Raw genomic sequence first — 20,594 nt, 5'->3', positions numbered from 1 at the left:
TTCAACGTTGCTCGCGCCCGTGGCGGAATTGGCAGACGCGCTAGATTTAGGTTCTAGTGTCTTATGACGTGTGAGTTCAAGTCTCACCGGGCGCACAAGAAAAGCACCGCAGTACTTGCTTGAAGAACTGCGGTGCTTTTGCGGATCTTAGTCCACCTCGGTGAACTTGCGGTCCCAGGAGGAGCGGACGGGGTTGGCATCGGCAAGCAGGATATCGAAGCGGTCATTAGCGATCTCAACGATTTCGCTGAGAGCAATGCGGTATTCCTGCGCATCGGAATTGGCCAGGCGCCGCACGCCGGCATCGATGACGCGCTCCACCGTGTCATTGGTATCCAAATAAGCCACAAACGGCATGCCAAAGCGCTCGCGGTAGGCGGCGGACAGCTCGGTAATGCGCTCGGTTTGCACGTCGTCAAGCTCGCTGAGTCCCAGCGAGCCGCGGTCGGCGGAAATATTCGCCGCCTCATCGGCCGAGGCCAAAAGCAGCTCGTCCATCGCGGGGTAGTCGTGGATGAGCGCATCGCGGCGTTCAGCATCCGCGGTCAGCACGGCAACCTGGATGGCGGCGCGCAGCTCGTTGACATCGCTAAACGGCCGGGACTGCCAGGCCAGATCCAGCGGCCAGGTCTCATTATTAAAGAGCGGGCGCAGCGCGGCGGTGAACTCCTCGCGCGAGGCCTCGTTCAGCTCGTTGAGGCTCACGCCCTTGCCATCGGCGCGCGAGACCTGTGCGCTCGCGCTGCCGGTGTGGAAGAACAACAAGTTGAGCAGGATGGCGGTAATCGCGCCGATGGACATGCCAGAAGAGACGAAGGTCTGCGCCCACTCCGGGAAGGCAGTGGCAACCTCCGGCTTGAAGGTCACCAGCATGGCCAGGCCCAGGGCGGAGGTGACGATGACGGAGTTGCGGCCATCGCTGAGATCCGACTTTGCGATGGTCTGCAGGCCCACCCACGCCACGTTGGCAAAAAGCGCGAGCGATGCGCCGCCGAGCACCGGCGACGGAATCGCGGCAACCACCGCGCCGGCCTTCGGCAACAGGCCCAGCACGATCATGAACCCCGCAGCCGCTACGGCCACCCAGCGCGATTTCACATTGGTCAGGCGCACCAGGCCCACGTTTTGCGCAAAGCAGGTATAGGGGAAGGAATTCATGACGCCGCCCACTAGGGTGGAAACGCCATCGGCGCGGATGGCGCGCACCACGTCATCGCGGCGGATGCGCTTTTTGACGATTTCACCGGTGGCAAACACATCGCCGGTCGTTTCCACCATCGTGATGATCATGACGATAATCAGCGAGAAGATCGCCACGAGGTCAAATTGCGGCATGCCGAAATAAAACGGCGTCGTAATGCCGAGGGCGGGGGAGGAGGAGACTTCGCTAAAGGAGGCATCGCCAAGCGCGAGCGCCACGCCCGTGCCCAGGACCAAGCCGATGAGCACCGCCAACGTGCCCACGAAGCCGGAGGAAAAACGCTGCACCATAATGATGACCGCGAGCGTGCCAAAGCCATAGAGCAAATCGCGCGTGGCCGGCACACCCTCGGCATACTTGACAAAGTCATTGGCCGATACCGCCAGCAGTGAGGTACCCATCACCAGCAGCACTGAACCGGTAACCACCGGCGGGAAGAAGCGCAGCACCTTGCCAAAGACCGGCGCGGCGAAGAAGGTAAAAAGGCCCGCGACGATGATGGCGCCGTAAATCGTGGGCAGCGATGCCACCCCGCCCTCGCCGTCGGTGGCACCCAGCCCAATCGCGATGATGGGCGATACCGCCGTCGTCGTCACGCCCTGCACGATGGGCAGGCGCACGCCAATATGCTTGCCGATGCCCACCGACTGAATGATCGTTGCAATGCCGCAGGTCAAAAGGTCTGCATTGATGAGGTGGATGGTAGTTTCCGCGTCCAGGTTTAACGAGCTGGCGATGAGCAGCGGGACGATGACCGCCCCGGCATAAAACGCGAGGACGTGCTGCAGCCCAAGGGCGGCGAGTTTCGGCGCGGGGGGAACGATGTCTACGGGGTGCTTGGGCTGGGACGCCACGAAGTCCTCCTTGTTACGGAAGCGAAGCTGACCGCCTTAACAGTAGAGGTACACGCAGGTCGGCGCCAAAGTGTACGTGAGCAAAGCCACGATCGGGGCTAGATTGCCCCCGAACAAAAACGTACGGGTGGTTTATATGAATCGGGTAACCAGCAAAGTATGACGACCGGTTTATAACTGGTGCTCAAAGGGAAGTTTACGGTTGTTAATTTCGCGAATCGAGCCGACAATTAAGAGGTGACGGGGCTTGATGCTGCGGGAAGAAAAAGGCGGCATGCGCCCCGGGAAATTTGACCCAGAAGAAGGGAATTATGACTACCGCAACTAAGCCCCAGCAGTATCAAGGGTGGGAAGGTTTTGCGCCCGGCCCTTGGACCGAGGGCATCAACGTCCGCGATTTCATCCAGCGCAATTACACGCCTTATAACGGCGACTCCAGCTTCCTCGCTGGCCCCACCGATAAGACGCTACGCGTGTGGGACACCCTGGAAAAGGACTACCTGTCAGTCGAGCGCGAAAAGCGCATTTACGATGTCGATACGCACACCCCGACCGATATCGATGCCTTCCCGGCCGGTTATATCTCAGAAGACGATGACGTCATCGTCGGCCTGCAAACCGATACGCCGCTCAAGCGCGCCATGATGCCGTTCGGCGGCTGGCGCATGGTGAAGCAGGCCATCGGCGAGGCGGGCAAAGAGGTAGATCCCGAGGTGGAGAAGATCTTCACCCGCTACCGCAAGACCCACAATGATGCGGTCTTCGATATCTACACCCCGCGCATCCGCGCCGCCCGTTCATCACACATCATCACCGGCCTGCCCGATGCCTATGGCCGCGGCCGCATCATCGGCGATTACCGCCGCGTGGCGCTGTACGGCGTGGACTATCTCATCCAGGAAAAGATTGAGGCCCGCGATGCCATTGCCGATGCCGGCTTTTCCGAGCACTGGGCCCGCTACCGCGAGGAGCACTCCGAGCAGATCAAGGCCCTGAAGAAGCTCAAGGCGATGGCCGAGTCCTACGGTTTTGACATCTCCGAGCCGGCGCGCACCGCCCACGAGGCCGTGCAGTGGACCTACTTTGGCTACCTCGCCTCCATCAAGTCCCAGGACGGCGCAGCCATGTCCATCGGCCGCCTGTCCGCATTCTTCGACTGCTACTTCGAGCGCGATTTGGCCGCTGGCATCATCACCGAGGAACAGGCACAGGAAATCATCGACGCGCTCGTGCTGAAGCTGCGCATCGTCCGCTTCCTGCGCACCATCGACTATGACCAGATTTTCTCCGGCGATCCGTACTGGGCCACCTGGTCCGATGCCGGCTTCGGCAGCGACGGCCGCCACATGGTCACCAAGACCTCCTTCCGCCTCCTGCAGACCCTGATCAACCTGGGTCCATCACCGGAGCCGAATATCACCATTTTCTGGGATCCGGAGCTGCCTGCAGGCTACAAGGAATTCTGCGCGCACATCTCCATTGAAACCTCCTCCATCCAGTACGAGTCTGATCGCCAGATTCGCGACGAGTGGGGCGATGACGCTGCGATTGCCTGCTGCGTGTCCCCGATGGAAGTGGGCAAGCAGATGCAGTTCTTCGGCGCCCGAGTCAATGCCGCCAAGGCCCTGCTCTACGCCATGAACGGCGGCCGGGATGAGGTCTCCGGCAAGCAAGTCGTTGAAGGCTACGAGCCGATTCAAGGCGATGGCCCGTTGGATTTCGACGAGGTCTGGCAAAAGTACGAGGAGATGCTGGACTGGGTGGTTGGCACCTACGTCGAGGCGCTAAACATCATCCACTACTCGCACGATAAGTACGCCTACGAGGCCGTGGAAATGGCGCTGCATGATTCCAATATCATCCGCTCCATGGGCTGCGGCATCGCGGGGCTTTCCATCGTCGCCGATTCGCTATCCGCCATCAAGTACGCCAAGGTCACCCCGGTCCGGGATGAGACCGGCCTGATTACGGATTACATCACCGAAGGCGAATTCCCGTTCTACGGCAACGACGACGACCGCGCTGATGACATCGCCGCCACCATCGTGCACACCGTGATGGAGAAAATTAAGGCCATCCCGATGTACCGCAATGCCATCCCCACCCAGTCCGTGCTGACCATTACCTCCAACGTGGTCTACGGCAAGGCAACAGGCTCCTTCCCGTCGGGCCACAAGGCCGGCACCCCCTTCTCCCCGGGCGCTAACCCCGAAAACGGCGCGGATAACCACGGCATGGTTGCCTCCATGCTGTCGGTGGGCAAGTTGGATTACAAGGATGCCCTGGACGGCATCTCGCTGACCAATACCATCACCCCGTCCGGTTTGGGCCGCACCCCAGAAGAGCGCATCACCAACTTGGTGGGCGTGCTGGATGCCGGCTTCATCATGGAACAATAAGAATCACGACAAGGAGAACCATCATGGCAACCCCAACCTTTGCAGAACGCCTTTCAGACATGAAGGCCAGCCGCGACGAGCACAAGATGAACTCTGGCCTGTACCACGCCAATATCAACGTGCTGGACAAGTCCACGCTGGAAGATGCCGTCGAGCACCCAGAGAAATACCCGAACCTCACCGTTCGCGTCTCTGGCTATGCGGTCAACTTCGTCAAGCTCACCAAGGAGCAGCAGCTTGACGTCATCTCCCGCACCTTCCACCAGGGTTCATAATCATGGCTGATGGCATTACTGGTGTGGTCACCCTGTCGCCGGAATCCGGCGAGCGCGTTCGCGGTGTTGCCGCGGGCCTGGGAACCGACCACGAACTCGATGAGATTACCCGCCCCGAGCTAATGGAGGCGCGCCGCACCGGCGATATCGCCCTCGTGCACTCTTGGGAGCTGGTAACCGCCGTCGACGGCCCGGGCACCCGCATGACCATGTTCATGTCCGGCTGCCCCCTGCGCTGCCAGTATTGCCATAACCCGGACACCATGGAGATGAAGACCGGCACCTTGGAGCGGGTCGACGATGTGGTCAAACGCATCAAGCGCTATAAGCCCATCTTCCAAGCTTCCGGTGGCGGCCTGACCATCTCCGGTGGTGAGCCCCTCTTCCAAATTGCGTTTACCCGGCGTGTGCTCAAGGAAGTCCACGACGCCGGCATCCACACCACAATCGATACCTCTGGGTTCTTGGGCTCGCGCCTGCGCGATGAGGACCTAGACAATATCGACCTGGTCCTGCTGGACGTGAAGTCGGGCGACGAGGAAACCTATCAGCGCGTAACGAGGCGCCAGCTGCAGCCCACGCTCGATTTTGGCGACCGCCTCAACGCGATAGGCAAGCCGGTGTGGATTCGCTTCGTCGTCGTGCCGGGCCTGACGGATTCGGCCGAGAACGTCGAAAACGTCGCCTCCATCGTGGCGCGGTGGAAGTCCAATGTGGAGCGCGTCGAGGTCTTGCCCTTCCACAATATGGGTAAGGACAAGTGGGAGGGGCTCGATATGACCTACCACTTGGCAGATACCAAGCCGCCAAAGCCGGAAGACGTGGAAAAAGTCCGCGACGTTTTCCGCGCGAAGGGTCTGGAGGTTTACTAACCTGGGTGGGCATGACTCACTACCGCCGCTTCGGCCACGATATTATTGAACACACCCTGGAAGTCCCGTGGGATTATGACAATCCGCGCGGGACTTTTGCTCTCTATGCCCGCGAAATCATCCCGCCAGGCGGCGAGGACTTGCCGGCGCTGCTGTACCTGCAGGGAGGCCCAGGTTTTCCGGCCCCGCGGCCGGTGAAACCGACGGGGCTTATCGGCAAGGCGCTCGAGCGCTACCGCGTCATCCTCCTCGATCAGCGCGGCACGGGGCGCTCGCACCGCATCGATAGGCTAAGCCCCGCAGAAGAGCGCAGCGCCGAGCACCTGGCCTTATTGCACCAGGACAGTATCGTGCGCGATGCCGAGCGCCTCCGCGAACACCTGGGGCTTGAGACCTGGTCCCTGTTCGGCCAATCCTTCGGCGGCTTTTGCATCACTGCGTACCTGTCTCAGGCTCCTGAGTCCGTCAAGCACGCGTTTTTCACCGGTGGCATCCCCACGCTGCAGGGCGCGGATCACCTTTACCGCGCGACTTTTAGCAAGCTCAAGGCCCGCCAGGAGCGCTTCTACCGAGAGTTCCCCTGGGTGCAGCGCCGCATCGAGGAAATCATCGCCCACCTCGATAATTCCGACGAGCGCCTGCACACCGGCGAGCGGCTGTCCTCGCTGCGTTTTCGCACCATCGGCACCGATCTGGGGCGGGGCACCGGCTTCGACGGCCTGGCTTACCTCCTGGAAGAGCCCTTCCGCACCGTGCGGGGAGAGAAGGTGCTGCGGGATGATTTCCTGTGGGGCATCGGCGAGCGCGTGAGCTTTGCGGAGGCGCCGCTTTATGCGGCGATCCACGAGTCCATTTATGCCGGCAGCGGCGGGCAGGCGTCGACGCAGTGGTCGGCGCACCGCGTGCGCGAGGAGTTCCCGGAGTTTGCCGAGTCCGGCACCTGGCTGACCGGCGAGCATATTTCCCCGTGGCAGTTCGACGAGGACCCGGCGCTGCAGGCCTTCAAGGAGGGTGCGCACGGCTTGGCGGAGCGGGAATTTAGTGCGCCTTATGCGCTTGCCGATGCCCCCACCACCGCCGCCGCCATCTACCTCGACGATATCTTCGTTCCCCTGGAGGAATCTTTGGCCACCGCCGCGCACTTGGGCGATCTGCGGCCGTGGGTGACGAATGAGTACCAGCACAATGGCATCGGCGAGAACGGCGCGGAGGTGATGGGCAAGCTCTTTGCGCTTATCGATGACCACTAGCGAACGCTTTCCGCCTGTGCGAAAATTAATTTCACATACGTAGTTAGGGAGAGGAAATGTTGAGCTTAATCATCATCGGTATCATCATCTTGCTGATTCTCGCCACCGTATTTGATGGCTATTACATCGTGCGTACCCGCGAGGCGGCCATCTTGGAGCGTTTGGGTAAATTCCAGACGGTCGCCCACGCGGGCTTGCACTTCAAGATGCCCTGGATCGACCGCGTGCGCGATAAGATTTCGCTGCAGGTGCGCCAGCTAGACGTGATGGTAGAAACCAAGACGAAGGATAATGTCTTCGTCCAAATCCCGGTCGCGGTGCAGTACGAGGTCGTAGAGGGCCGCGAGCGCGAGGCCTTTTATATGCTCTCCAACCACGAGCAGCAGATCGTGGCCTATGTGCAAGATAATGTGCGCTCGTCGGTGGCGAATATGGGCTTGGACGAGTCTTTTTCCTCCAAGGACACCATCGCGCAGAACGTGGCGGCCTCGCTGCGGGATAATATGGCCGAATACGGCTGGAACTTCGTCAATACGCTGGTAACCGATATTCGCCCGGATTCCCGCGTGCGCGAGTCCATGAACTCCATTAACGCGGCGCAGCGCGAGCGCGAGGCGGCCATCGCCCAGGCGGAGGCGGAAAAAATCCGCGTGGTCAAAGAAGCCGAGGGTGCCGCGGAGGCAAAGAAGCTGCAGGGTAGGGGTGTTGCCGAGCAGCGCAAGGAGATTGTAGAGGGCATCGCCCAGCAGTACGAGCTACTGCGCGATGCCGGGGTCCAGGAATCCCCCGAGGTCCTCATGCTGGTATCGCAGTACCTCGACGCGATGGTCGATGTCTCGAATAACGGCCGAGCCTCCGTGCTCTACATGCCGTCCAATCCGCAGGGCATGGGCGACCTGTTCAGCGGCATGCGCGACGTGCTCATGGCGGACCGCGCCCTGGATGAGTCAGCCGGGCGATAGGAGCCTACCTGCGCCGCAGGAGGAGGACCAGCCCCAGGAGGACGGGGACGCCGCCTATGATGATGAGGTAGGTCGTTTCGGCAGATGCCGAGGTAGGGTCGTACAGCTGCGACATCGAACCAGCCAGCGAGGTGCCGATGGCCATGGTGAGGAAGTACAGCGCGGAAAAGCGGGTGGCATATGCCCGCGGGGCGTGGGCGGCGGATGCGGCCATGCCCACCGGGCCGATGAAGAGCTCGCCGAGCGACATGAACAAGATGGTGCCCGCTAGCACCAGGAACGGCGTGGAATTTTCCCCGCCTCCCACAAAGGGCAGTAGGAGGAACATGCCTGCGCCGGCGAAGATGATGCCGCAACCCATGAGCGCGCGCCGCGAGTTGGCCCAGCGCGTCATGCCCGCGGCCAAGGGTAGCGAGAGCAGGAGGATGAATAGCGGGTTGAGCGATTGCGTCCACGCCGGCGGGATTTCGAATCCCCCGATGGATCGGTTGAGGCGCTGATCCGAGTAGACCGCGAGGACTCCGTAGATTTGCGGTTGCAGGGTCCAGTAGGCCGTTGAGCAAGCGAAAAGCGGAATAAAATCCAGGATGCGGCGTCGCTCGTCTGCGCTAATCTGCGGGGATCGCAGCATGCTGGCAAAAAGCCCCGCCGCGGCCGCCACCGTGGCGATAAGAAGCAGCACCGTCAGCGTTGCTGGAGAAACGGTGATAATGAGCAGCACGCCGGCTAGGAGCGCCGCCAGCGCGACCAGCCCCGCCTTGCCTGGGGCCTGGGTGGAGTGAGGCGGGCGCGATGGCACATCTATCTTTTTCCGCAGCGCGCCGTAGGTGGCACACCCGCAGCACATGAGCACCGCTGCGGCGAAGAATCCGGCGTGGTAGCCGTATTCCTCGGCTAGCCAGCCTGTCAACATGGGGCCAAAAAGCGCGCCGACATTGATGCCGAGGTAGAAAATCTGAAAGGCCCCGTCGCGCGCGCCGGCCTCGGCGGGGAAGGCGGCGCCCAGAATCGTTATCGCGGCGGTCTTGAGCAGCCCCGAGCCAAGCGCGAGCGGCAAGAGCCCGATGATGAGCCCAGCGGTGCCGGGGATAAACGAAAGGGCAAAGTGTCCGCACACCAACAGCCCAGCGCCGGTAAGCAAGGTGCGCTCGGCGCCCAAGAGGCGGTCGCTGACCCAGCCGCCCACAAACGTGAAAAGATAGAGCAGGCTGCCGTAGGCGCCGACGAGCGCGGTGGCCTGCGTTTGCTCCATGCCGAGCCCGCCGGAGGTGGAGTAGAGGTAGTACGCGAGGATGGCTTGCATGCCATAAAAGCTGAAGCGCTCCCACATTTCGATGCCCGCAACCGCCGGCAAAACCACGGGTACGCGGCGAATTGAACGCCGTTCAAGAACTTTCATAAAAAGGACTATAGCGGCCGACAGTGTGTGCTAGATCTAATTTGGTGGATATTTCTACTAACGACATAGCTACAATCGATGCCCACCACATCTGGCACCCCTACGCCGAGCCCGGCGCGCCCACGCGCGTCGTGGAGTCGGCTGCGGGAGTCCACCTCACGCTTGCCGATGGCCCCCACCTCATCGACGCCATGTCCTCCTGGTGGGCCGCCGCCCACGGCCACAGCCATCCGCGGCTCACCGCTGCCGCCAAGGAGCAGATCGATCGCATGAGCCACGTGATGTTCGGCGGGCTCACGCACGAGCCGGCGGCGCGGCTGACGGCCAATCTCATGGAGCTTACGTGTCACGACTTCGCGCAGGTCTTTTATGCGGACTCGGGATCGGTCTCGGTAGAGGTCGCCATCAAGATGGCTCTGCAATACCAGCAGGGGATCGGCCACCCGGAGCGCACCAAGATGCTGACCTGGCGCTCGGGTTATCACGGCGATACCTTTGCCGCGATGAGCGTGTGCGATCCCGATGGCGGCATGCACTCGATGTGGACCGGCACCCTGGCGCAGCAGGTTTTCGCCCCAGCACCGCCCACGCGCGGGGCGAGCGAGAAGGCGCGCGCGGATTACCTACGCGAGCTGGAAGGCTGCATTACGAACGAAGTCGCAGCCTTGATCATCGAGCCCGTCGTCCAAGGCGCCGGCGGCATGCGCTTCCACGACCACGAGCTGGTGCGCGGGGCGCGCGAAATCTGCGACCGCCACGGAATCGTGCTGATCGCGGATGAAATAGCCACGGGTTTTGGGCGCACCGGGGACCTCTTTACCACCCAGGCGGCGGGAGTGGTGCCGGATATCATGTGCGTGGGTAAGGCGATGACCGGCGGTTTCATGACGATGGCCGCCACGCTCGCCACCGCCCGGGTTGCCGAGGGTATGCACCCACGCGCGCTGATGCACGGCCCGACCTTTATGGCCAACCCGCTGGCCTGCGCGGTATCTGCCGAGGCGACCTCCATGATCCTGGAGGGAAGGTGGCGGGGGCAGGTTGCGGGCATCGAGAAGCAGCTGCGCGCCGGGCTTTCCGGGCTAGAGGACGAGCCGGGCGTGGCGGACGTGCGGGTGCTGGGGGCTATCGGCGTGGTGGAGATGGAGCGCGACGTCGATATGTCAGGTGCTACGGACGCGGCGGTGGACCAAGGCGTGTGGCTGCGCCCGTTCGGCCGCCTTATCTACACCATGCCGCCTTTTATCAGTACCGAAGACGAGGTCGCGCAGATTTGCCGCGGTGTGCGCGCTGCGGTAGGAGGAGGAAAGCGATGATTATCTTTGTCACCGGCACCAATACCGACGTGGGAAAGACGGTGGCCACGGCGGTGCTCGCCAGCGCCCTTGCCCAGAGTGGGCGCGAGGTCGTCTATGCCAAGCCCCTGCAGACCGGCGAGCCGGGCAATAGCGGCGATGCGGCGACGGTGCGGGCCCTGGCCGGGGTCGAGGTCACGGAGATGGTGCGTGTTCCCGAGCCGCTGGCACCGAACCTTTCGGCGCGCCGGGCCCGCATGACTCCGCCGAGCAAAGAGGAACTCTGGGACTGGATCGCAGGGTTGGACGCACCAGGCCGGGTGGTGCTGGTGGAAGGTGCCGGCGGCCTGCTGGTGCGTTTGGCAGACGACTACACGCTTGCCGATGTCGCCACCAACCTCCTCATTGTCACCTCCCTCGGTCTTGGCAGCCTCAACGCCGCCGAGCTCACCGTCCGCGAGGCGCAGCGGCGCAGGATTAACGTGATGGGGCTTATCGGCGGCAGTTTGCCCGCGAGGCCGGATCTGGCGACGCGGTTGAACGTGGACGAGCTTCCTGCGGTCACGGGCTGCCGGTTGTGGGGCAGCGTGCAGGAGGGGGCCGGAGCGCTGGGCCGGGAGGACTTCGCCCGGATGACCCGAGAGCTCTTTCCCGGTGATGTGTGTGCGGAGTTGCTTGCGCACGCCGAGTAGCGCTACCTCGATGAGGCAGCGCTAGCGGACCCAGCGGACCTTGCCGTTTACCCGGGCAAGGCGGCCGCGCAGGGGAGGGGCGTTCGGATCGTCTTGGTTCACCCCGTTGTGGTACGGGCAGCACACGGTGAGGTTGTCCGCGTTGGTCATCCCGCCGTGCTTCCACGCCTGCAGGTGGTGGATTTGAGACTTATCCGCCGGGTGATTGCACGGCGGCCACGGGCAGGTGGGGTTTTCGGCGGCGGCCATCAGCCGCTGTTTTTCCGAGGCGAACCGCGAGGTCCGATACAGGTTGACCGGGCCCTTCACTGGGTGGATAAGCGTGGCTAGCCCGTGTTCGCTAAAGGTGCGCTCGACGAGCTGCGCGCCGGTAATGGTCGAGCCGTTGGTGAGCCGAAGCGTGACCTCGTCGCCATCGCCTTCCAGTATTTGATCCAGTGCGTTGAGCGGGATAATCACGTTCGTCGTGGTCTGTACCGTGGCAGCGCCCTCGCCGCGGAGGAGTTCGCGGAAGGATGCGAGTGGGTTATCGGGGTCGAGGGCGGAATCGAGATCCGCGAGGAAGGACGAGGGCGCAGTAATGCGCATCGTCCACGGGCCATCCGGGCGGCGCAGGAGTTGTACGCCCTCGCGCGGCGGCCGGCGGCGCGGGCGCCATTCGCGCAGGCGTTTTTTAGCGAGCTGGGCAATCTCGGAGGCCGGTCCGTGTTGCCGGCACAGCTCTACGCGCAGGTTCCACGCGGCGCGCTTGGTGGCAGCACGGGTGGCGTACTTCTCGATGAGCTTCAGGGTCACCAAATCGTGGTGGCGCGCGCCCGCGGCGGCAAGGCGCTGCTTGCGGCTAAAGGAAGTGGTGCCGAAATAAACCTCTGCCAGCGCGAGCAGCTCGCGGGCCTCGACATCCGGCAATCCGAGCTCGATGAGGTCGCTCTCAGGCATGCCGTGGGCCTCGGCGAGGATATCCATCGCCGAGGAAATCTGGGTGGCATAGGCCTGCAGTGCGTTCATGCCTGCAAATCTAGGCGCGCGCTACCGCAGTACCAATCGGGCGCGGCGCCCACCTGTGGATAACTTGTATAAACGTCTACAAAGTTATCCCGCGGCCACCGCAAAAAGATACGAAATCAACATGCGCTTTAGCTCCATGACCACGGAATCGAACTTGTCTGGTTCGCCCGAAATAGCGTAATTGAGCAGAGAAACCACGGTGTGGATAAGGAAGCGCGCCAGCTCAATGCGTTGCGCATCGCTGTGCTCGGTGGCCAGCGGGCGGAGGATCTCGGCGAGCGGCTCCAAGAGCTGCAGCTCGGTATCGGCGGCCGTAGCCCGTGTCGCCGGGGTGGATTGGATGGCGTGCCAAACGGCGCGCCGGGAAGGATCCTCGCGCCACATCCGCGCCAAGTGGTCGATGAATTCATCCAAGACATCCGGCCACTGCGGGGCCGGCACGAGGCGCGAAAAGCGCTCGATTTCGGCCAGGCTGGTGGCAGTATCTTGCCGGTCGAGCTCGCAGATGAGCACGTATTTATTGGCAAAGAACTGATACAGCGTGCCGATCGGGACCCCAGCACGGTGGGCGACTTCATCGAAGGTGAAGGATTCAAAGCCGACATCGACAAGCACGGCGCGCGCCGCCTGCACGATGCGAGCAAAGCGCTCCCGGCTGCGCGCCTGCGCTGGCCGGCGCCGCGGGACGAGGATTTCCTCCACCGGCTTACTCGAGGCCCTTCATCACGCGCGCGACGTGCCCGGTGGCCTTCACGTTGTAGTGGGTCTGGCCGATGGTGCCATCCGGCTCCACGAGGAAGGTAGAACGGATAACGCCCTGGACCACCTTGCCGTAGTTCTTCTTCTCCCCGAAGGCGCCATACGCAGTCATGACGGACTTATCTGGATCAGAAAGCAGCGGGAAGTTGAGATCGTGGTCATCGCGGAACTTCGCCAGCGCCTCGGGCTTATCGGGGGAGATGCCCACCACCGCGATATTGAGCTCATTGAGCTCTTCTAGTGAATCGCGAAAATCGCAGGCTTCCTTGGTGCAGCCTGGGGTATTGGCGCGCGGGTAGAAGTACACCAGCACGCGCTGGCCTGCGTAATCGGACAGGGAAACGGTGTTGCCGGTGGCATCGGCAAGCGAAAAAGCGGGGGCGGTATCTCCTACGTTCAAACGAGTTTCAGTCATGGACCCCACTTTACGTGCTCCCCAGCCTGCGCGGTGGAGACCCTGCACGGTAAGATAAGCTCGTTAAGAGCGAAACTTAAGCTAAGAGGAGAATTCCGTGGCACGCAATATTGAAGATATTCAACGCGATATCGAACGCACCCGGCGCCAGCTGGCTAGCACCCTGGATGAAATTGCGGATCGCAGCAAGCCGCAAAACCTCGTCGATGACGCCAAGGATGCCGCCACCGAAAAGTTGCAGGACCGCAACGTGCAGCTGGTACTCGGTGGCGTCGGCGCCGCCGTCGTTGGGCTGATTGCCTTTTCCGTGTTCCGCTCGCGTCGCCGCAAGAGCGACCTGAAGGAATTGCAGCGCCTGCTGTCTGAGCGCCACTAATTTTCCCCGCCTTACCCCCACGCGCGCCGTGGGGGCTTTTTTCGTATGCTAGGTCGCGATGAAAACTCCAATTCCTTTTTATTTGCAGGAAATTTTGACTCGGGTGCGAGGAAATCGCAGCGGCGCGGTGGCGGACTATATTCCCGAGCTCGCGAAGGCGGAACCGGACTACCTCGGCGTGGCCATCTGCACCACGACGGGGCATGTGTATTCCGCCGGCGATGCTGAGGTGGAATTCACCCTGCAGTCCGTGTCGAAGCCTTTTGCGTATGCCCTAGCGCTGCAGGAGCTCGGTTTGGATGCGGTGCGCGAGATCGTCGGCATGGAACCGTCCGGCGAGGCCTTCAATGAGCTTTCGCTCAACCGCGATGATCACCGGCCGGTGAATCCGATGATTAATGCGGGCGCGATCGCGGTAACGCAGCTAATTAATGGCGTGGATTCGGATCCGGCCGAGCGCGTGGAACAGCTGCGCACCTACTTTTCGCGGCTGGCGGGCCGCGAGCTGAAACTCGATGAAAAGGTGCGCGATTCCGAGCTGCAGGTCTCTGATAGGAACCTGTCTTTGGCGCACATGCTGCGCAATTACGACATCATCCAGGACGAGGCCCACGATGCGGTTTCGACCTACGTGGAGCAGTGCTCGATTAAGGTCACGGTGCGCGACCTCGCCGTGATGTCTGCCACCTTGGCCAATGGTGGCACGCAGCCGGTGACGGGGGAGAAGATCCTCGATGCCGATGTCTGCCGCCTGACGCTTTCTGTCATGAGCTCTGCGGGCATGTACGACGGCGCTGGGCGATGGATGGCCGAGGTCGGAATCCCAGCGAAATCCGGCGTTTCGGGCGGCCTGCTGGGAACCCTGCCCGGCCAATTGGGGGTCGCGACCTTCTCGCCGCGGCTTAATAAGGAGGGCAATTCCGTCCGCGGAGTGGATGCCTTGACCTTGCTGTCGAAGGATATGGGGCTGCACTTGATGTCCACGGATGAGCGCTACGGCGTGCACCCCGTGCGCAGGATGGAGACCGAGGACGACCTCACGGTGATCTTCCTGCAGGGCCTTATCAACTTCAACGCGGCGGAGACCATCTTGCATCAGCTCACCGAATGCGAATTTGGTGAGGGCACGGTGGTGCTGGAGCTATCCCATATCACCGGATCCAACCGGATGGGCCGGCGCATGCTGAAGGAAGGCCTCCGGCGCATCCGCGAGGCTGGTTTCGATATCGCCATCGTGGATCCGGACGGCGAATTGGAGGACCGTACCATGGCGGACGGCACTGAGGTGCCCAAGGGTGAGCCGGAAGATTACGCAATCGCCGAGGAGGTAGTTTAGGTTTGGTTCACCTTACTTGGTTAAGCTAGGATAAGCTCGCACTTATCCTCAATTCGAGGAATCCGACTAACCAAGGACTCAAGATGGCATATAGATTCCCCAAGGTAATGGCCGTGGTGGCGGCCTCCGCCACCGCACTTGTAGGCTGCAGCACCGACGAAGAAACAACCAACAACGGCGGCGGCAGCGACGATGCTGCCCTGTCCTTCACCGACCTCGCGGGCCGCGACGTAGAACTCGACAAGGCCCCCGAGCGCGTCCTGTTAGGCGAGGGCCGCTCCATCTTCGCCACCGGCATCCTCAATACCGAGGATCCGCTGGATAAGGTCGTAGGCATCGGATCCGACCTGAAGAAGAACGTGCCGGACTACTACAACGTCTTGGAAGAAAAGCTGCCCAAGGTCAATGAATTGCCGGAAATCGGCGGGTTCACCAAGGGCGATGTCACCGTGGAAAACCTGGTGAGCTTGGATCCAGACCTCATCGTGTTGTCCAAGGACCAGTACGACGCCTCGCAAGAGGCAGGCCTGACAGAGAAGATGGATCAGGCAGGCCTCAAGTACGCCGTGACCGATTTCCGCGCCAAGCCGCTGGAAAACACCACCAAGTCCATGGATATTTTCGGTGAGATCTTCGGTAAAGAAGAGCGCGCCAAGGAATTCAACGAAGAGTGGCAAGAAACCGTGGACCTGGTCAAGGAGCGTGCGGACAAGGTAAAGGACAAGCCCAAGACCTTCGTTTGGCGCGCGGCCGGTGTCTCGGACTGCTGTGGCTCGTGGAATGACTCCAATATCTCGCAGCTGGTCAACGTCGCCGGCGGCGAAAACGTGGCCGACGGCATCATCCCAGGCGAATCCGGTGCCCTGACCCCAGAAAAGGTCCTCGAGACTGACCCAGACATGGTGATTGCCACCGGCGGCGATTGGTCCGAAATGAAAGACGATGAGGGCAACCCCGTGGGCTACGCCGCGGTGGGCTATGGCATCGGTGAAGATGAGGCGGAGTCGAGCGTTACCAAGCTGCCGAGCCACCAGCCCGGTTTTGAGAACCTGCGCGCGGTCAAGGAACACAAACTGCACAGCATGTGGCACCAGTTCTACAACTCGCCGTTCAACTACCTGGCGCTGCTGCAGATCGCGGAATGGATCAACCCGGAGGCGTATGAGGATATGGACATCGACAAGCAGTGGATGCAAGCGCAAGAAAAGTACTCGCCGGTTGCTGGCGAGGGAACCTTCTTTAGCACGAATTAATGGTGAGTGCGGAGGTAGCTGCCCTTACGCAGCAACACAAGAAGCTCACCTGGCAGCGCATCAGCATCGTCGCGGGCCTGTGCCTCATTGCGGCGGTGGCGTTTGTGGTCAGCAACTTCGTCGGCGCCATCGACATCAGCCCCGGCGAGGTCATCAGGGGCATCGTGAATCCCTCGAGCCTGGATGACCAGACGCATACGGTGCTGTGGAAGCTGCGCTTGCCGATGGCCGTTATGGCCCTGCTCATCGGCGTCAGCCTCTCGCTGGCCGGCGCGGAGATGCAGACCATCTTGAATAACCCGCTGGCGGAGCCGTTTACCCTCGGTATTTCCGCCGCGGCGGCCTTCGGCGGCGCTAGTTCCATCGTGCTCAAGTGGCAGCTGCTAACCCAGCCGCAGTTCAACCTGGCGCTGGTGGCGTGGTTGTCTGCGGCGGTGGCGACGGCGATCATCGTCGTGGCGGCCATTATCCGGGGTGCGAAAGCGGAGACCATGGTGCTGCTGGGCATTGGTTTGGTCTTTTTCTTCCAGGCCATGCTCGCGCTTATCCAGTACCAGTCTTCGGCCGAGGCGCTCCAGCAGATCGTCTTTTGGTCCATGGGGTCGCTCACGCGTGCGAACTGGGCCGCCAACGGCGTGCTGGCGGGTGTGCTGCTGGTTGCCCTGCCCATTTTGTGGGCGCTGTCGTGGCGGCTTACGGCCTTGCGGCTTGGCGATGCCCGCGCTGCCGCCATGGGCATTAATACCGCGCGGCTACGCGTGGTGGTGCTCATCGTGGTCTCCCTCGTGGCGGCAACGACGGTGGCCTTCGCCGGCATCATCGGCTTTATCGGCCTCGTGGGCCCGCACATCGCTCGTATGCTGGTGGGCGAGGACCAGCGCTATTTCGTGCCCGCCTCCATGGCCGCCGGTGCGGCCGTGATGTGCGCGGCGCACGCGGCGAGTCTGATGATTAAGCCGGGTCTGGCCATTCCGATTGGCATCGTGACCTCGCTTTTGGGCGTGCCGTTCTTTATCGCCATCGTGATGACTCGAAGGAGGGCGCTGTGGACGTAGAACTTACCCTGCGCGGTATAAGCGCGGCCTACGGCAAGCACACCGTGCTCGAAGCGGTAGACGTGGATACGCTGCAAGGCGGTCAACTGGTCGGCCTCTTAGGTCCCAACGCGTCCGGTAAAACCACGCTGATCAAGTCCCTTGCCGGCGTGCACCGCGGGTACAAGGGCGAGGTGGATTTCCTGGTGGAAGGAGAAAGCCCGCGGGGCAAGCGCCGCCGCCAGCTGATTGGCTACGTCCCGCAGGATTTGCCCAGCACCGCGGCGCTGCGGGCGTTTGAGACGGTGCTGATCGCGGCGCGTCGGGAAGCGTGCGAGGACCCTATTACCCGCACCGGCGAGGTGCTGAACGCGATGGGGCTGGACGCCATTGCCTCGCGCTACCTCAACGAGCTATCTGGCGGCCAGCGTCAGCTCGTCGCCGTGGCGCAGATGCTGGTGGGAAATCCCGGCCTGATGCTCTTGGACGAGCCGACGTCCGCGCTCGACCTGCATCGCCAGTTCTTCGTCCTCGAGGAGGTGCGCGAGAAGGCTAGGCGCGAAGGCAGCCTGGGGCTGGTGGCCATCCATGACATCAACCTGGCCGCGCGCATGTGTGACCAGCTGGTGGTACTCAAATCCGGCCGTATTCGTGCCCAGGGCACGCCTGGAGACGTGCTCACGCGCGAACTGGTGGAAAGTGTTTATGGGGTAGAGGCGGACATCGTGGAGCACCGCGGTGTTCCCGTCGTCGCGCCCCAACGCGTGAAATAAGCAAAGGCCGAGCGAGATGCTCGGCCTTTTTGCTAGCCTTGAACTGCTAGCTTTGAAAACGAAAAAATCGCGAGGTACTTGCCTCGCGATTTTGCTGTTGTGCGCCATCAGGGAATCGAACCCCGAACCCACTGATTAAGAGTCAGTTGCTCTGCCAATTGAGCTAATGGCGCAGTGTCGACGTCCTGCCGTGTGGCTCTCTGTGCAACGAGTAGAAACTTTAGCACTCCGGTTGAAAAACTGTAAAATCGCCAGCTCATAGTACATTTCTGGGGGAATATAACAGTTTGGATAATGGTGCGCTTGTTTCTGGTATTTGGGGTGGCAAGGCGATAGTCTGGATTGGTCTTGAAAGAACTACTGTATTTCTAAGGTCTACTTAGTGATTATTTCCCTCCCTAAACCCCGCCGCATTGCTGCTGCGAGCATTGCGTGCATTTCCCTGGTAGTAGCCTCGTGCTCCGTTAATTCCGCCGCTGAAAACCGCTCGGGGGACCAGGAATCTACCTCGAGCTCAGCAGAGAAGTCTGAGCAGAAAGAAAAGTCGAAGCTTTCGGCCTCCGTGAAGGATGGGGCAGAAGACGTCGATCCATCCAAGCCCGTCACCGTGGAATCCACCACCGAGCTCAAGAGCGTGACCATGACCAATGAGCTGGGCGTGGAAGTTGAAGAAAAACTCTCTGAGGACGGCAAGAAGTGGACTACGGCGGAGGATCTTGGCTATAACCACACTTATTCCATCGTGGCCACTGACAAGGATGGCAATAAGAAGAACCTGAGCTTTTCCACCTCCCAGGCGGCGGGCGTCGCCCAGGTGGCGATGACGCCTATCCCCGGCTCTGAGGTGGGTGTGGGCCAGGTTATCGGCGTCAATTTCGGCACCTATATCACCGACCGCAAGGCGGCAGAGGACACGATTACGGTTAAGACCAACCCAGAGGTGGAAGGCGCGTTCTACTGGGTGAATAACCAAGAGGTGCGCTGGCGCCCCAAGGAGTATTGGGAGCCGGGCACCAAGGTTGAGGTCAAGGTCGATCAATACGGCAAGGACCTCGGTGGCGGCATCTACGGCGGGGAAAATACCGGGACGGATTTCACCATCGGGGATCGCACCGTCACGCTGGTGGATAATGCCACCAAGACCATGAAGGTCTACAAGAACAAGGAGCTCTTGCGCACCATTCCGGTATCGCTGGGTCGCGATTATCAATATGACACCCCGAATGGGCGCTATGTCATTGGCGATCAGCACCAGTCGCTGCTGATGGATTCTGAGACCTTCGGGCTTGCGCACGATGCGGGCGGCTACAGCACCGAGGTGGACTGGGCTACCCAGATGTCCTATTCCGGCATTTACGTGCACTCCGCACCGTGGTCCGTGTGGGCGCAGGGTAATTCCAATACCTCTCACGGCTGCATCAACGTCACGCCAGAGGCCGCGCAGTGGTTCCAGAACACCGTCAAGCGCGGCGATATCGTCCACGTAATCAATACTTATGGTGGGACGCTTAACCCCTTGGACGGCTTGGGCGATTGGAATATGCCCTGGGAGGAATGGTCCAAGGGCAACGCGGACGCTAATCAATAATCCGCACAATTTTTAGGCGCATGGCTACAGTGGTGGCCATGCGCTTTTCTATTTTGGACCGCGGGGCGGCAGGCAGACTCGATGGGATAGCCGAGCATGCGCAGCATGTGGAGCGGCTGGGTTTTCGCAGGTTTTTCCTCGCCGAGCACCACGGGGTGCCGGGCATCCCAGCGGGCCAGCCGGGCATGTTGGCTTCGCACGTGGCGGCGCGCACGCAGCGCATTCGCGTGGGTACCGCAGGAATTATGGTGCTCAACCACCCGCCGTTTCTAGTCGCGGAACAGATTAACCTCTTGGAGGCGCTGTACCCCGGCAGGATCGATATTGGGTTGGGCTCCTCGGTGGGCTTTACGGCGCCAGTGCGCAAGGCGCTGCGCCAGGGCGATCCGCTGGAGCTCAAGCCGCAGTTCGAGAACGAGGTCGAGGCCCTGTTGCGCTACCTGCGCGGAGAGGCGGCGGTGACGGTGCGGCCCGAGTATGCGGGCACGCCCATCTATATCCTCGCCGGCTTCCGGTCGGTCAGGGTGGCCGCGCGGCTGGGATTGGGTGTCATCCTGGGCGGGCCCGTAGAAATGCAGGAAAAGGCGGCGCGGCTCTACCGCGAGCATGCGCTTGCCGATGCCCCACCTATCATCTCCTCCCTCAATATCGCCGTGGCCGATACCGCGGACCAAGCGCGGGACCTTTTGCTGCCGGAGTCCTATGCAAAGGTCATGGCCCAGTCCACCGGGGAATTCGCGCCGCTGCGCCCAGCCCGCGAATTGGATCTGGAGGGGCTAACGAGCCAGCAACAGCGCCGCATCGACGAGTCCCTGGGCCACGACGTCTGGGGGACGGTGGGGGAAGCTGTCTC

At 61.7% G+C, this 20,594-nt stretch carries 19 protein-coding genes and 2 tRNA genes; 15 read left to right on the top strand and 6 right to left on the bottom strand.

What is annotated here, in order from left to right; all coding sequences use genetic code 11:
- The first annotated feature begins 13 nt into the window (after window positions 1–13).
- A tRNA-Leu gene (locus tag MHX65_RS09765) sits at window positions 14–95 on the top strand.
- A gap of 52 nt (window positions 96–147) precedes the next feature.
- Here MHX65_RS09765 and MHX65_RS09760 read toward each other — a convergent pair.
- Window positions 148–2,055 carry a solute carrier family 23 protein gene (locus MHX65_RS09760; RefSeq protein ID WP_239269897.1) on the bottom strand — a complete coding sequence of 636 codons (1,908 nt, stop codon included), beginning with the start codon at window positions 2,053–2,055 and terminating at the stop codon, window positions 148–150.
- Window positions 2,056–2,366: 311 nt separating this feature from the next.
- On the opposite strand from MHX65_RS09760, the gene pflB reads away from it, so the two are divergent.
- From pflB to MHX65_RS09740, 5 genes are read left to right on the top strand one after another with little or no spacing between them, the layout of a single operon-like run.
- Window positions 2,367–4,454: a formate C-acetyltransferase gene (gene pflB, locus MHX65_RS09755; RefSeq protein ID WP_255716699.1), complete on the top strand. Its 2,088-nt coding sequence runs from the start codon at window positions 2,367–2,369 to the stop codon at window positions 4,452–4,454.
- A 23-nt stretch (window positions 4,455–4,477) separates the two neighbouring features.
- Complete coding sequence (grcA2, locus tag MHX65_RS11550) at window positions 4,478–4,729, top strand: autonomous glycyl radical cofactor GrcA2 (RefSeq protein ID WP_255716700.1); 252 nt, start codon at window positions 4,478–4,480, stop codon at window positions 4,727–4,729.
- Window positions 4,730–4,731: 2 nt separating this feature from the next.
- Window positions 4,732–5,601, top strand: coding sequence for a pyruvate formate-lyase-activating protein (gene pflA, locus MHX65_RS09750; protein ID WP_005277788.1), 870 nt, complete (start codon window positions 4,732–4,734; stop codon window positions 5,599–5,601).
- A gap of 11 nt (window positions 5,602–5,612) precedes the next feature.
- Window positions 5,613–6,851 carry an alpha/beta fold hydrolase gene (locus MHX65_RS09745; protein ID WP_239269896.1) on the top strand — a complete coding sequence of 413 codons (1,239 nt, stop codon included), beginning with the start codon at window positions 5,613–5,615 and terminating at the stop codon, window positions 6,849–6,851.
- A gap of 56 nt (window positions 6,852–6,907) precedes the next feature.
- The gene (locus MHX65_RS09740; RefSeq protein ID WP_239269895.1) at window positions 6,908–7,813 is read left to right on the top strand and encodes an SPFH domain-containing protein; all 906 of its coding nucleotides are present in this window, start codon (window positions 6,908–6,910) and stop codon (window positions 7,811–7,813) included.
- A gap of 4 nt (window positions 7,814–7,817) precedes the next feature.
- Here MHX65_RS09740 and MHX65_RS09735 read toward each other — a convergent pair whose 3' ends face one another.
- Complete coding sequence (locus MHX65_RS09735) at window positions 7,818–9,212, bottom strand: peptide MFS transporter (protein WP_239269894.1); 1,395 nt, start codon at window positions 9,210–9,212, stop codon at window positions 7,818–7,820.
- 41 nt (window positions 9,213–9,253) lie between these two features.
- Here MHX65_RS09735 and MHX65_RS09730 point away from each other — a divergent pair, with 41 nt between their 5' ends.
- Both MHX65_RS09730 and bioD read left to right on the top strand, forming a co-directional pair.
- Window positions 9,254–10,528, top strand: coding sequence for an adenosylmethionine--8-amino-7-oxononanoate transaminase (locus MHX65_RS09730; RefSeq protein ID WP_239269919.1), 1,275 nt, complete (start codon window positions 9,254–9,256; stop codon window positions 10,526–10,528).
- Entirely contained in the window at window positions 10,525–11,199 is a 675-nt protein-coding gene (gene bioD, locus MHX65_RS09725) for a dethiobiotin synthase (protein WP_239269893.1), read from the top strand. Before MHX65_RS09730 ends, bioD begins: the two co-directional genes overlap by 4 nt.
- A gap of 21 nt (window positions 11,200–11,220) precedes the next feature.
- Here the strand turns inward: bioD and MHX65_RS09720 are convergent, their stop codons facing one another.
- The 3 genes from MHX65_RS09720 to bcp form a co-directional block, all read right to left on the bottom strand.
- Window positions 11,221–12,207 carry an HNH endonuclease signature motif containing protein gene (locus MHX65_RS09720; RefSeq protein WP_239269892.1) on the bottom strand — a complete coding sequence of 329 codons (987 nt, stop codon included), beginning with the start codon at window positions 12,205–12,207 and terminating at the stop codon, window positions 11,221–11,223.
- A gap of 84 nt (window positions 12,208–12,291) precedes the next feature.
- Window positions 12,292–12,909, bottom strand: coding sequence for a TetR/AcrR family transcriptional regulator (locus MHX65_RS09715; RefSeq protein ID WP_239269891.1), 618 nt, complete (start codon window positions 12,907–12,909; stop codon window positions 12,292–12,294).
- A 4-nt stretch (window positions 12,910–12,913) separates the two neighbouring features.
- A complete protein-coding gene (bcp, locus tag MHX65_RS09710) occupies window positions 12,914–13,381 on the bottom strand; it encodes a thioredoxin-dependent thiol peroxidase (protein WP_239269890.1) in 468 nt (155 codons plus the stop codon).
- 97 nt (window positions 13,382–13,478) lie between these two features.
- Here bcp and MHX65_RS09705 point away from each other — a divergent pair, with 97 nt between their 5' ends.
- The 5 genes from MHX65_RS09705 (at window position 13,479) to MHX65_RS09685 (ending at window position 18,153) form a co-directional block, all read left to right on the top strand.
- On the top strand, window positions 13,479–13,757 hold the full coding sequence (locus MHX65_RS09705) for a DUF3618 domain-containing protein (protein WP_239269889.1): 279 nt from the start codon (window positions 13,479–13,481) through the stop codon (window positions 13,755–13,757).
- 58 nt (window positions 13,758–13,815) lie between these two features.
- Window positions 13,816–15,093 carry a glutaminase gene (locus MHX65_RS09700; RefSeq protein ID WP_239269888.1) on the top strand — a complete coding sequence of 426 codons (1,278 nt, stop codon included), beginning with the start codon at window positions 13,816–13,818 and terminating at the stop codon, window positions 15,091–15,093.
- Window positions 15,094–15,176: 83 nt separating this feature from the next.
- A complete protein-coding gene (locus MHX65_RS09695) occupies window positions 15,177–16,346 on the top strand; it encodes an ABC transporter substrate-binding protein (RefSeq protein ID WP_239269887.1) in 1,170 nt (389 codons plus the stop codon).
- Window positions 16,346–17,401, top strand: coding sequence for a FecCD family ABC transporter permease (locus tag MHX65_RS09690; RefSeq protein ID WP_239269886.1), 1,056 nt, complete (start codon window positions 16,346–16,348; stop codon window positions 17,399–17,401). The genes MHX65_RS09695 and MHX65_RS09690 overlap by 1 nt, the downstream gene beginning before the upstream one ends.
- Entirely contained in the window at window positions 17,392–18,153 is a 762-nt protein-coding gene (locus tag MHX65_RS09685) for an ABC transporter ATP-binding protein (protein WP_239269885.1), read from the top strand. Before MHX65_RS09690 ends, MHX65_RS09685 begins: the two co-directional genes overlap by 10 nt.
- A 100-nt stretch (window positions 18,154–18,253) precedes the next feature.
- Here the strand turns inward: MHX65_RS09685 and MHX65_RS09680 are convergent.
- Window positions 18,254–18,326, bottom strand: a tRNA-Lys gene (locus tag MHX65_RS09680).
- A gap of 209 nt (window positions 18,327–18,535) precedes the next feature.
- On the opposite strand from MHX65_RS09680, the gene MHX65_RS09675 reads away from it, so the two are divergent.
- Window positions 18,536–19,741, top strand: a complete 1,206-nt coding sequence (locus MHX65_RS09675; protein ID WP_239269884.1) for a L,D-transpeptidase — start codon at window positions 18,536–18,538, stop codon at window positions 19,739–19,741.
- Between the two features lie 38 nt (window positions 19,742–19,779).
- The coding region (locus MHX65_RS09670) for an MsnO8 family LLM class oxidoreductase (protein ID WP_239269883.1) at window positions 19,780–20,594 on the top strand (815 nt) is incomplete at its 3' end.

The sequence above is a fragment of the Corynebacterium sp. ACRPS genome (genome assembly GCF_022346005.1).
Taxonomy (GTDB): domain Bacteria; phylum Actinomycetota; class Actinomycetes; order Mycobacteriales; family Mycobacteriaceae; genus Corynebacterium.
This window is presented reverse-complemented; position numbering and strand designations above follow the sequence as displayed.